The sequence below is a fragment of the Martinezella rhizogenes genome, assembly GCF_007002745.1.
GTDB classification, from domain to species: Bacteria; Pseudomonadota; Alphaproteobacteria; order Rhizobiales; family Rhizobiaceae; genus Agrobacterium; species Agrobacterium cucumeris.
Genome location: NZ_SGNY01000004.1, coordinates 381,997 through 394,185 on the forward strand (window position 1 = coordinate 381,997; position 12,189 = coordinate 394,185).

A 12,189-nucleotide genomic window follows, 5' to 3' on the forward strand; every position below is an offset into this window, starting at 1 on the left:
CGGAGCCACGCCCGATGCCATCGACCAGCAACAACCGATACCGCGCACATGCCGCTGTCCAGTTTGAAAAGATTAACGACTATATCGAACCGATTGTTGAATCGATTGCAACGCACGACATGACCGTTAAGAAGGCAGGTGGCATTCATCATATCCATTCGCCATTCGGCGACGCCACATTCGAGGCGACCGGAAACGGTTTCCGGTTGACGGCGGAAGCTTCCGATCCCGGCGGTCTGAACCGGCTGAAACATGCTCTGGTCGGGCCGATCGGTTTCATCGCCGCCCGTGAAAATCTCGATATTCAATGGGAAGGCGACCATGCGGACCCTGCCTTACCCGACGATCTGCGCATTTTGCGGGTGCAGACCATTGAGGACCTGTCGCCCCGCTTTCGCAGGATCGTCTTCAAGGGAGAGAACCTCGAACGTTACGACCGTAAAGACCAGCTCCACTGTCGTCTCATTTTCCAGCCGCGCGATATCGCCGCGCCACGCTGGCCGCTACTTGACCATCGCGGGCATGTCGTCTGGCCGGACAATAATGCTGTTCCGACGCGCGTCTATACGATCCGCTTCATCGACACGGCAAGACAAACAATCACAATCGATTTCGCGCTCCATGCTCATCCCGGTCCCGCGACCGTGTGGGCGATGAACGCACAGGCAGGCGATGTCGTCGGTATTCTGGGGCCTGCGGCGAACGGCCCAGGGCTGGCGGACTTCTACGTTCTCGCCGGCGACGAAACCGCATTGCCCGGCATTGCCAGAATTCTCGAACATCTGCCGGCGACGGCAACCGGCCATACCTTCATCGAAGTCGATACGCCCGCCGACGAATTGCCGCTCTGCTCTTCCAGCGATGTCTCAATCCGGTGGTTGTATCGCAACGGCAATGCTGCAGGCACAACGACGCTGCTTCAGGACGCAATTGGCTCCATTCGATGGCCGACATGCCGAGAGAGCATCTTCTTCTGGGGTGGATGCGAACACAAAGCCTTCAGTGCCATTCATCGTCACCTGAAGAAGGAAGTGGGGCTTCCGCGTCACCGCTTCGTGCTCTATTCGCACTGGCACAGGTGTCTCAGCGAGGAAGATATCATCGCTGCAGGTGCAGATGCTTATCTACCTCAGTGACAGCGAGTGATGGCTGACGGAATAGTGAATAGCCCCGAGTTTCGTAGACACCCTTGGGTTAGGGTCAGGACTCATTGTTCATAGCCAGAAGATAACGGTTGCAGCGAGAGCGATGGCGGAGAGAAAGGCCATTGGGCACCTGTCGTAGCGCATAGCGACACGCCGCCAGTCTTTGAGACGCCCGAACATGATCTCGATCCGGTTACGCCGTTGTAGCGGCGTTTGTCGTATTTGATGGTCTTGGTGCGGGATTTGCGACCCGGAATGCAGGGAGTGATACCCTTTGCCTATAAAGCGTCACGATACCAGTCGGCATCATAGCCACGGTCGGCCAGTAGCCATTTTGCCTTGGGAAGCTCATCAAGCAAGGCGGCAGCACCGGTGTAATCGCTGACCTGACCAGCCGTTATGAAGAAATTGATCGGGCGACCACTCGCATCCGTTACGGCATGAAGCTTGGTGTTCATACCACCTTTCGTGCGCCCAATCAGGCGGCCCGCGCCCCCTTTTTTACCCGCAGGCTGGAAGCAGTGCGGTGGGCCTTCAGATAGGTCGCGTCGATCATGATCGTCTTGCGCTCTGCGGCTTCAGGCACAGCCAGGCCTTCCATCATCTGGATAAAGATGCCCTTGTCGCCCCAGCGTTTCCAGCGGTTGTAAAGCGTTTTTGCCGGGCCATATTCCTTCGGCACATCACGCCAACGCAGCCCATTGCGGTTGACGAAGATAATGCCGCTCAGAACGCGTCGGTCGTTAACGCGCTGGCGGCCATGGCTTTTGGGGAAATAAGGCTGAAGACGAGCCATTTGCTCGTCCGTCAGCCAAAATAGATTACTCATTGGCCAGGCTCCTGCACAAACGCATGAATCATAACCGTCAATTCAAATCAATGGGTCCTGAGCCTAAGAACTGCCATCCGACGACGATGAGCAGCGAACCTTTCATCAACCTCGGCAGCAGCCTTCCGAACAGCGATGAGGGCTTCATAGACGTTCTTCGTCCTAAGCGAGAATGTCTCTTCCGCCTTTGGATAGGTTTTTTTGATGTCTGAGGGGATGGCAGTGCGGTGCCAATAAGTGTTACCGCGCATCATCAAACGGGGGTGCCTGGGCATGTCTTTCATTGCTCCACTGTAACAGTTGAGTGGAACGACGAGAAGATCAAGGCATTGAAAATGCTAACTTAGTAGGAAACGCAGGCGCTTCGGTTCAGAATGGCGGAGAGGGTGGGATTCGAACCCACGATACCCTTGCAGGTATGCCGCATTTCGAGTGCGGTGCATTCGACCACTCTGCCACCTCTCCGCATGCGCGAACGCTTGCGTTGCGCGCTCCTATTAAACATCAATGGCCGGGCTGACAAGCGGAATTTCGTGTTTGTGTCACAAATTATTCGTCATAGAGAAGACTGGAGAAATGCTTCGGCTTTCGGCGGTTTTCACAGCATTTTAAGACGACACGCATCGACCTCCAGCCGTGCGCGTCACACTCGGCAATGGTGTTAGAGCAATTGATAGCGCTGCAGGATTTTCACAATCTGGTCGTCCTGTTGCTGGTCCGGCAGCAGGGCCGGCTGACGGCTGGCGCCGACGGACGGGTCCTGCAGGTAGAGTGAGCGCTTGACCATGGCGGGTGCAAAACCCAGCGCATAGAGATCGGTGCGGAAGGCTGTGTAGATCGCCTGCTGGCGTTCGGCCTCTATGATATTGCCGGCGTTGAATCCGTTGAGAATGCCGGCAAGCACATCCGGCATTGCGTTGCCAAGGCCGGAAATACAGCCTGCGGCACCGTTCTGTAACGACCACAAGACGAGGTGATCAGGGCCGGAATAGACCTCGAAACCGGGCATCTCCTTCGCCACCTGGAGATAGGCTTCGAGCGTCTGCTGCGCGCCACCGGAATCCTTGATGCCGGCGATATTGCCGTGGGTTGCAAGTTTACGCGCGGTTTCCGGCTCTATGTGGTTCTGGGTGCGGGCGGGGATATCGTAGAGATAGGTCGGGGTCTCAACGGCATCGGCCACCGTCGAAAAATGGCGGATCAGGCCATCCTGCGTGCAGGCGATGAAGAAGGGCGTGATAACGGCGATACCGTCGACGCCGATACGGTCGAAGGCTTTGGCAAGCTGTATGGTCTCGAATGTGGCGGGCATGCCGGCATTGACGATGACTTTGGCGCGGCCGGCCACTTCGTCCACCACTTCTTCGGTCAGCCGGATTTTTTCTTCATGGGTCAGCGCGGTAAAATCGCCGTTGGTGCCGGCGCACATGATGTTGTTGCCGGCCGCCACCTGGCGGCGCACCTGCGCGCGCGTGGCTTCGTAATTGATGGTTTCGTCTTCGTTGAAACAGGTGACGAGCGCGACGAAGGCTTGTTTGGTCATGAAAGAACTCCACTTGAATTTCCGATGGCAGGGCCGGCATCCGTCGGACTACGCGCAGAATGCATATCGGGGTCGGGATCGAGGCTCGCCGAAAGCAGCGCGCGGGTATAGGCCTCACGTGGCGCTTCAAAGACCTGCCGGACGGAACCGAATTCCACCACCTCGCCGCGCTGCATGACCATGACGTGATCGGCGAAATCCCGAACCACCGGCAGGTCATGGGCGATGAAGATGAAGGAGAGGCCCATTTCGCGGCGCAGTTTATCGAGCAGCGCGATAACCTGCGCCTGCACTGACACATCGAGCGCCGAGACTGCCTCGTCACAGATGATGAGCTTCGGCTCCAGCGCCAAGGCGCGGGCAATGGCGATCCTTTGCCGCTGGCCGCCGGAGAACTGGTGCGGATAACGGCGCATATGTTCCGGCGACAGGCCGACCTGATGCAGCAGTTCCGCGGCGCGTTCGCGCCATCTTGCCCTGGGCAATATGTCCGGATGGATGACCCAGGCTTCGGAGATGAGCTGAAATACCGTCATGCGTGGGTTGAGCGATTGGGTGGGATCCTGAAACACCATCTGCAGATCGCGCCTGAGCGCGAAGAGCTCCGCCGGCGAAAGCTGGAAGAGATCCTGCCCCTTCCACAGGGCGCTGCCGGCATCCGGCTCGTCAAGCCGCAACAGAATGCGCGCCAGCGTTGACTTGCCGGAACCGCTTTCCCCAACGACGGCGATGGTCTCGCCGGCCATCAGGTCGAAGGAAACACCCTTCAAGGCCTCGAAGGCGCCGTAGCGCTTGCGCACATCGCGCACACTGAGCAAAGGTTCACCCCCTGCTTTCGGTTCGTGCATTTCGCCCCGGCCGGGGGCGGCGCTGATGAGCTTGCGGGTATAGGGGTGCTGAGGGTTGCGATAAACCTCGCGAACGGTGCCGGCCTCCACCAGCACGCCCTTTTCCATCACCACCACCCGGTCGGCTATCTCGGCGACGACGCCGAGATCATGGGTGATGATGAGTATGGCCATGCCGGTTTCCCGCTGCAGCTCCTTGAGCAGGGAAAGCACCTCGGCCTGCACCGTCACGTCAAGCGCCGTGGTCGGTTCGTCGGCGATCAGCAGGTCGGGCCGCAGCGCCAGCGCCATTGCGATCATGACGCGCTGGCGTTGGCCGCCGGAAAATTCATGCGGATATTTCCTCAGGGCTCCATCCGGATCAGGAATGCCGACACGGGCGACAAGCCGCCTTGCCTCCGCCTCAGCTTCCGCCTTGCCCATGCCATGGGTGGTCATCGCCTCGCGGATCTGCCAGCCGACGGTATAGACGGGATTTAGATGGCTGAGCGGATCCTGAAAGATCATGGCGATGCGCCGGCCGTTGACCTCGCGACGCGCTTCTGCCGGCATGGTCAGAAGGTCTTTGCCATCAAGCAATATCCGGCCGCTGCTGATATATCCGGGCGGCATGTCGATGAGGTTCATGATGGCCGAGGACGACACCGATTTGCCCGAGCCGCTTTCGCCGAGGATCGCCAGCGTTTCGCCACGGTCGATATGGTAGGAGACATCCTTCACCGCATGGACGACACCGCTTGCGGTGTGGAACTCCACGGAAAGGTTGCGCACGTCGAGAAGATGGTCAGCCATGCTTGCGGCCCTTCATTTCCAGCCGCCAGCGCTGCACGGGGTCAAGCGCGATGCGCAGCCAGTTGGACAGCAGGTTGAGCGACAGGGTGGTGAGAATGATGGCAAGCCCGGGCCAGAAGGACAGCCACCAGGCATTGGTGAGATATTGCCGCCCCTGCGAAATCATCAGACCCCAGGTGATTTCCGGAGGCTGAATGCCGATGCCAAGGAAGGACAGCGCGCTTTCCGCCAGCATCACATAAGCGAAATCGAGCGTCGCAAGCGTCGTCAGCGTCGGCAGCACCACGGGCAGGATGTGGCGAAACAGGATGCGTTTGCCGGATGCGCCCATCACGCGCGCCGCCTGCACGAACATGCGCTCGCGCACCTCCAGCACCTCCGCCCTGGTGGTGCGGATGTAAACGGGAATGCGGGTGATGGCCAGAACCAACATCAGGTTGAGGATGGAGGAACCGAGCAGATAAAGGACGATGACCGCGATCAGCAGCGACGGAAACGACATGATCACGTCTGCCAGCCGCATGATGATCTGGCCGACGCGGTTGGAGGAAAACCCGGCGATGAGGCCGAGCACCGTGCCGGTGACGGCGGAGAGAAGCACGGCGCCGGCTGCAATCATCAGCGTGTTTTGCGTGGCGGCGACGATGCGCGCCAGAAGTGAACGGCCGAGCGCATCCGCTCCCAGCCAGAAGTACCATTCACGCTGCCAGTCGAATGGCGCGAGATTGCGTCCGCGCAGGTTCTGTTTCGTCGCGAGATCGCCAAGCCAGGCCGGGCCGACAAAGGCGAGTATGACGATGACGACGAGAAAGATCGCGGCACAGAGCGCAAATTTATCCGCCCACAACATGCGCAGCATGCGCGTTACGAAGGATGGCTCATCGATGATCTCGGTATCGGCGTTCAAAAGGCTCATGGCTAAATGTCCCCCTCAGTGCCGGATACGCGGATCGAGCAGCGCATAGGCGATATCGATCAGGAGGTTCATCAGGAAGATCGCCAGCGCGGTGACGAGAATGGCGGCCAGAACGACATTAAAATCCCGCTGCAGAATGGAATCGATCATCAGCTTGCCGACGCCCGGAAACCCGAAGATGGTTTCAACGATGACGGCGCCGTTAAGAAGGCTTGCGGCCTGATCACCGATGACGGTGATGACCGGCAGCATGGCGTTGCGCAGGGCATGGATGAAGATGATCGGCCCGGATTTCACGCCCTTGGCGCGTGCCGTTTTGACGTAAGCGGAAGACAAAGCACCGATCATCGAGCCGCGCACTACCTGCACGATGATGCCGAAGGGGCGCACGAACAGCACCGAGATCGGCAAGATCCAGTGCAGCACGGAGCCCGTGCCTGATGTGGGCAGCCAGGCGAGATTGACGGAAAAGACGACGATCGCGACGATGGCCAGCCAGAAATCCGGAACCGAAGCGCCGATCAACGAAATGGTCGAGGCCATGCGGTCGAAAAAACCGCCGGAGCGGAAAGCCGCAAGCGAGCCGACGACGATGGCCGCGGTGGTGACCAGCGACATGGTGATGACCGCAAGCCAGAGCGTCCAGACAAAGGCCTCCAGCACCACATCCAGCGCCGGACGGGCTTTTCTGAGCGATTCACCCAGATCTCCCGTCATCACATCGCCCGCATAACGCAGGAACTGAACCATCAGCGGATCATTCAGCCCGTGCAGCGCACGAAACTGCTGCTTCAATTCCTCCGAAGCCTCCACCGGCAGAAACAGCGCGGCCGGGTCTCCTGTCAGGCGGGAGAGGAAGAAAACCATTACGATGAGGCCGACCAGGGAGATCAGGCTCGCAATGGATCGTTTTCGGATGAAGCTCAGCATGGTTGCCTCCGGGTTTCAACGCGGCGGCAAGGCTTTCGCCCTGCCGCCGCTCATTGGCTTATAAGATGCAGGCTTTACTTGATGCCGATTTCCGAAAGCTGCAGCATCGAGTTGGTGGCGATGGTGGGCTTGAAGTCCAGACGTTCGGAAACGCGGGAGAAACCGACCATGTGGAACAGCAGCACATCCGCCACGACATCATCATGCAGGTAGGCGATGAGTTCTGACCAGAGCTTGGCGCGCTCGTCACCGACGGCTGCGGAAGCGCGCTCGATCAGGTCATCCACCTTGGGGTCCGAGAAGCCGGACTGCGTGCCCTTGGTGGCATATTTGAAGAACATGGTGAAGGACGGATCGCCCTTGGAGTTGTCGTGCATGGCAGCGACGATCTGCGGTCCGCGACCTTCCTTGAAGGGCTTGGAATAATAGCTCTCGTGTTCGGCCACTTCCACGAATTTCAGGTCGATCTTGAAGCCGACGTCCTGCAATTGCTGCTGGATCGCCTCCATGATTTCGGTGACATTCGGAAAATTCGCGGTGCGCGCGATGATGGTGATCGGCGTATCCACCTTCACGCCGGCAGCCTTGGCTTCTTCGAGCAGCTTCTTTGCGCCATCAGGATCGTAAGGGAAGACCTTGACGTCGGGGTTCCAGCCAAGCGTGGTCGGCGGAACGAGCGCGGTCGCCAGCACCGCACCTTCGGGAACCAGCGTGCCGAGGAAGGCCTGCCGGTCGATGGCGAGGTTGAGCGCGCGGCGCACCCGCACATCGTTCAGCGGCGCGATGTTGTGGTCGAGGCGCATATAGACCGTCTCGCTATCGAGATAGGAAAAATCGGTCTTCGGATTGGTCGCGTCGAGCTGGGAAATGGAGGGCGAAAGATCAGCCTCTCCGGTCTGCACCATGGCGGCGCGAACCGAGGGATCGGCACGGAAAAGATAGGTCGCTTCCGTCACCTGCGGCTTCTTGCCCCAATAATCGTCACGTGCAGTCAGAACGATCTGCTGGCCCGGCGTCCAGTTGGTCAGCTTGTAAGGTCCGGTGCCAACAGGCTCGCGGATGAATTCCATCTTGGTTTCTTCGGGAACGATGGTAACCAGCGACATCAGCAACGGCAGAATTGGCTGGGCCGGGTCGGTCTTGAAGTCGATCGTGTGGTCGTCAACGACCGAAGGCGTCACAGTCATCCCACCAAAATAACGGCGGGATTCACAGGCGTTCTTGTCGCTCATGATGCGTTCGAAGCTGTGCTTCACGTCCTTGGCGTCGAAAGTGGTGCCATCGGAAAACTTCACACCTTCACGCAGATGGAAGCGCCAGCTGCCATCGGCATTCTGCTCCCATTTCTCGGCAAGCCGTGGCTGAACGCCGTTCTTGCCGCGCACATCAAGCTCGGTCAGCGTTTCGCTGACATTTTCCATGATAATGCGGCCAATATTGGAGCGGGTCGCCATGCAGGGCTCCAGCAGATCAGCCTCTTCCGCCAGCACGATCTTGATCGGCCCCGAGGCCGCAAGCGCCGGCGAAACCGCGGCGCTGAGGGAACCCAAGACAAGGGCGCCCACAATCAATGACTTCTTCATTCCGTTCTCCTCCCAGATCAGAAATTCAGCAACATGGCGGCGTGCCGCAAGGGGTTCTAAAGAAAGCCCCGCCTCCTGCATCGAGGAGCATGGCGTGCGGATGATTGTCTCCTCCACCCGTAAACAGAGCATCGGCGCTATCACCTTTTTTGTCAATTTATTTTTCTTAAGCATTTTTTACCAGCGCCAAAATAGCAATTTTTATTGTTTTAAAACAGATAATTAAATCGAAAAATCGAAAAATCAAATGTTCGATTTGCATCGAAATAAACTTGACAACTTTTCGAATATGTCATTTTCATCAGGCCAAGAGGAGACCACGATGACCCCTGATGACATCGCTCACGCCATGACCGGAGCCATCCGCACCACGTCAGAAAATCGGCAGGAAGCGCTGCTGCCGTCGCCGATGATCCAGAACCATGCAAGCTTTCTGCACCTGGCTGATGACGGCGCCTTGCTGTGCGCATGGTTCGGCGGCACGCTGGAAGGAAAATCGGACATTTCGATCTTCGCTTCCGTGTTGATGCCCGGCGCGACAAGCTGGGGCGCACCACAGCGCCTGAGCTACGACCCTGCCCATTCCGAACAGAACCCGGTTCTTTTCACCGCGCCGGATGGTGCCCTGTGGCTGTTTCACACCGCCCAGCCTTCCGGCAACCAGGACGAATGCCGCATTCGCATGGCGCGAGTTACCCGTGATATGACGGCACCGGAAAAGCTCATCTCCGAAGAGGGTCGTTTTCTCGATCTTCCGAAGGGCTGCTTCATCCGCGCGCCGCTGCGCATTCGTGATGACGGCGCATGGCTGCTACCAATCTTCCGCTGCATCCAGCGCCCCGGCCAGAAATGGAACGGCAGCCACGACACCGCAGCACTTGGCATCTCCAAGGACAATGGCCTGACATGGCAATTGCAGGAGCTCGAAAATTCGACCGGCTGCGTGCATATGAGTCCGGTTTCCGGCGGTGATGCACGCTACTCCGCCTTCTTCCGCCGTCGTCAGGCCGATTTCGTTTATCGCACGGAAAGCGCTGATGGCGGCCGCTCATGGTCAAAGCCGCAGCCGACCGACGTGCCGAACAACAATTCCTCCATTGCCGCAATCAGGCTCGGCGACGGCCGGCTGGCGATGATCTGCAACCCCGTCAGCGCCGCGCAATCGAGCGACCGGCGCGCCTCGCTTTATGACGAGCTCGGAGAGGATGACAGCAGGCCGGATGCCGATCCGACAGGCGGATGTGTGCCGGTCTGGGGCGTGCCGCGCGCGCCGGTTTCCATCTGCATCTCCGGTGACGACGGGCTCAGCTTCCCCACCCGTATTCTGATCGAGGACGGTCCCGGCACCTGCCTGTCGAACGATTCGACTGATGGTCGCAATCTGGAGATGTCCTATCCATGGCTTCTGGAAGCACCGGACGGTACGCTGCACGCCAGCTACACCTATCATCGCCGCGCAATCAAATATGTCCGGCTGGCGCCCGGCTGGGCAGACCCCAAGGACGGGAGAAAAAGATGAGCAACATCATTGGCATCACCATGGGCGACCCCTGCGGCGTCGGCCCGGAAATCACCGTCAGGGCGCTTGCCGAAATGTCTGCCCCGGACCAAGCCGCTACACGGATTTACGGCAATCTGGCCACGCTTCAGGCGGCACGGGATGCGCTTGGCGTCGATATCGATCTGACACGGCATGTGGTCGACCTGCCCATCGAGGGCGCGCCGCTGCCGTGGGGTACGCTGTCGCCGGTGGCTGGTGACGCCGCTTTTCGTTTCATCGAAAAGGCCGTGCGTGATGCCGAAGCGGGCGAAATCGGCTGTATCGTCACCGCACCGATCAACAAGGAGGCCCTGAACCTTGCCGGCCACCATTATGACGGCCACACCGGCATGTTACGCAGCCTCACCGGCTCTTCGGCCGCCTATATGCTGCTCGCCTCCGAGCGGTTGAAGGTCATTCACGTTTCGACCCATGTTTCCCTGCAGGACGCCATTGCCCGGGCGACGACGGAACGGGTGGTGGCGACCATCCGCGCCGGCAATGCACACCTGAAACGCATCGGTTACGAGCGGCCGCGCATCGCGGTCGCCGGCATCAATCCGCATTGCGGCGAAAACGGCCTGTTCGGCACCGAAGATGACGATCAGATTGCGCCCGCAGTCGCCGCTGCCCGTGCCGAAGGCATCGAGGTGCATGGACCGATTTCCGCCGATACCGTTTTCCACCGGGCCTATTCCGGCGCTTTTGATCTCGTTGTCGCGCAATATCACGATCAGGGCCATATCCCGATCAAGCTGGTCGCCTTCGATACCGCCGTCAATGTTTCGGTCGATCTGCCGATAGACCGCACTTCCGTCGACCATGGAACGGCCTTCGACATTGCCGGCAAGGGCATCGCCAATCACGGCAACATGAAAGAGGCCATCGCCTATGCCCGCAAACTCGTGGCGGGCAAGAGCGCGAAAGGATAAGCACCATGTCCATAGCTCCCATTCTCATCCATCAGCCGCGCAGGCTTGCCGTTGGCGCGGGCACCGTCGCGCAGGTTGGCGCCTTCGCCGGCAAAACCGCCTCGACCTTAGTGATCGCCACGCCGCTGACAGCGAAATTCGTCGACCGTTTGCAATTGCAGGGTCCATTCACGGTGTTTGATGCCATTCCCGGCGAGCCGGACACGGCGACGCTCGATGCAGCACTCGACGCGGCACGCAATGCCAAACCCGATCTCGTCATCGGCCTCGGCGGCGGTTCGGTAATGGATGTGGCAAAGCTGGTTGCCGCATTGTGGAAATCAGACCAGACGCTTGAGGATGTGGCCGGATCGAACAGGGTCACCGGGCGCGACGCCAGGCTGGTGCAGATCGCCACGACCGCCGGCACCGGCTCGGAAGCCGGCATTCGCTCGCTGATCACCGATCCCGTCAAGGGCAATAAGATCGCAGTCGAAAGCCCCCACCTCATCGCCGATTTCGCCGTGCTCGATCCGGAACTCACCTATTCCGTGCCGCCGGCCGTGACGGCGGCAACGGGCGTGGATGCCATGGCCCATTGCGTCGAAGCCTTCACCAACCGCAAGGCTCACCCGATGATCGACGGTTTTGCCCGCATGGGTTTTGCGCTGGTCGGCAAATATCTGGCACGCGCCGTCCGCGATGGCACGGATACTGAAGCGCGGGAAGGCATGATGCTCGCCTCCTATTATGGCGGCATCTGCCTCGGCCCGGTGAATACGGCCGCCGGCCACGCCATCGCCTATCCGCTCGGCACGCTCCTCAACCTGCCGCACGGGCTGGCGAATGCCATTGTTTTTCCGCATGTCCTGGCCTTCAACCAGCCCTCTGTTTCGGCAAAAACGGCGGAAGTGGCTGGTGCGCTCGGCCTTTGCGAGCATCTTTCGCCGGATGACCTGCGCAAGGCGGCAACGGATTTCTGCGCCGGGCTCGGCATCGAAATGTCACTGGCAAGGCACGGGGCAACCGAGACCGATCTTCCCCGTTATGCCGAGGACGCACACGCCATCCGCCGGCTGATGGACAATAATCCGGTCGATATGAGCCTTGAAGATGTGCTCGGCATTTACCGACGCGCCTTCTGAAAGAAGG

At 59.5% G+C, this 12,189-nt stretch carries 10 protein-coding genes, 1 tRNA gene and 1 pseudogene; 4 read left to right on the top strand and 8 right to left on the bottom strand.

Going from position 1 to position 12,189, the window contains the following annotated elements; genetic code table 11:
- Positions 1–14 precede the first annotated feature (14 nt).
- Entirely contained in the window at positions 15–1,136 is a 1,122-nt protein-coding gene (locus EXN68_RS15005) for a siderophore-interacting protein (RefSeq protein ID WP_142841637.1), read from the top strand.
- A 78-nt stretch (positions 1,137–1,214) separates the two neighbouring features.
- Here the strand turns inward: EXN68_RS15005 and EXN68_RS15010 are convergent.
- The 8 genes and pseudogenes from EXN68_RS15010 to EXN68_RS15040 form a co-directional block, all read right to left on the bottom strand.
- Positions 1,215–1,974, bottom strand: a pseudogene (locus tag EXN68_RS15010) (IS5 family transposase).
- A gap of 47 nt (positions 1,975–2,021) precedes the next feature.
- Positions 2,022–2,258, bottom strand: coding sequence for a DUF6538 domain-containing protein (locus tag EXN68_RS28180; protein ID WP_404944525.1), 237 nt, complete (start codon positions 2,256–2,258; stop codon positions 2,022–2,024).
- A 91-nt stretch (positions 2,259–2,349) separates the two neighbouring features.
- Positions 2,350–2,439 (bottom strand) — tRNA-Ser (locus tag EXN68_RS15015).
- A gap of 196 nt (positions 2,440–2,635) precedes the next feature.
- Complete coding sequence (locus EXN68_RS15020) at positions 2,636–3,517, bottom strand: dihydrodipicolinate synthase family protein (protein ID WP_142841638.1); 882 nt, start codon at positions 3,515–3,517, stop codon at positions 2,636–2,638.
- A complete protein-coding gene (locus tag EXN68_RS15025; protein ID WP_142841639.1) occupies positions 3,514–5,157 on the bottom strand; it encodes an ABC transporter ATP-binding protein in 1,644 nt (547 codons plus the stop codon). The genes EXN68_RS15020 and EXN68_RS15025 overlap by 4 nt, the downstream gene beginning before the upstream one ends.
- Positions 5,150–6,073: an ABC transporter permease gene (locus EXN68_RS15030; protein WP_142841640.1), complete on the bottom strand. Its 924-nt coding sequence runs from the start codon at positions 6,071–6,073 to the stop codon at positions 5,150–5,152. The genes EXN68_RS15025 and EXN68_RS15030 overlap by 8 nt, the downstream gene beginning before the upstream one ends.
- Positions 6,074–6,088: 15 nt before the next feature.
- Positions 6,089–7,003, bottom strand: coding sequence for an ABC transporter permease (locus tag EXN68_RS15035; protein ID WP_142841641.1), 915 nt, complete (start codon positions 7,001–7,003; stop codon positions 6,089–6,091).
- A 74-nt stretch (positions 7,004–7,077) separates the two neighbouring features.
- Positions 7,078–8,586 carry an ABC transporter substrate-binding protein gene (locus EXN68_RS15040; RefSeq protein WP_142841642.1) on the bottom strand — a complete coding sequence of 503 codons (1,509 nt, stop codon included), beginning with the start codon at positions 8,584–8,586 and terminating at the stop codon, positions 7,078–7,080.
- A 322-nt stretch (positions 8,587–8,908) separates the two neighbouring features.
- Between EXN68_RS15040 and EXN68_RS15050 the strand changes: the two genes are divergently transcribed.
- From EXN68_RS15050 to EXN68_RS15060, 3 genes are read left to right on the top strand one after another with little or no spacing between them, the layout of a single operon-like run.
- Positions 8,909–10,105, top strand: a complete 1,197-nt coding sequence (locus EXN68_RS15050) for a sialidase family protein (RefSeq protein WP_142841643.1) — start codon at positions 8,909–8,911, stop codon at positions 10,103–10,105.
- Entirely contained in the window at positions 10,102–11,058 is a 957-nt protein-coding gene (gene pdxA / locus EXN68_RS15055; RefSeq protein ID WP_142841644.1) for a 4-hydroxythreonine-4-phosphate dehydrogenase PdxA, read from the top strand. Before EXN68_RS15050 ends, pdxA begins: the two co-directional genes overlap by 4 nt.
- 5 nt (positions 11,059–11,063) lie before the next feature.
- On the top strand, positions 11,064–12,182 hold the full coding sequence (locus EXN68_RS15060; protein ID WP_142841645.1) for an iron-containing alcohol dehydrogenase: 1,119 nt from the start codon (positions 11,064–11,066) through the stop codon (positions 12,180–12,182).
- The last annotated feature ends 7 nt before the right edge of the window (positions 12,183–12,189 follow it).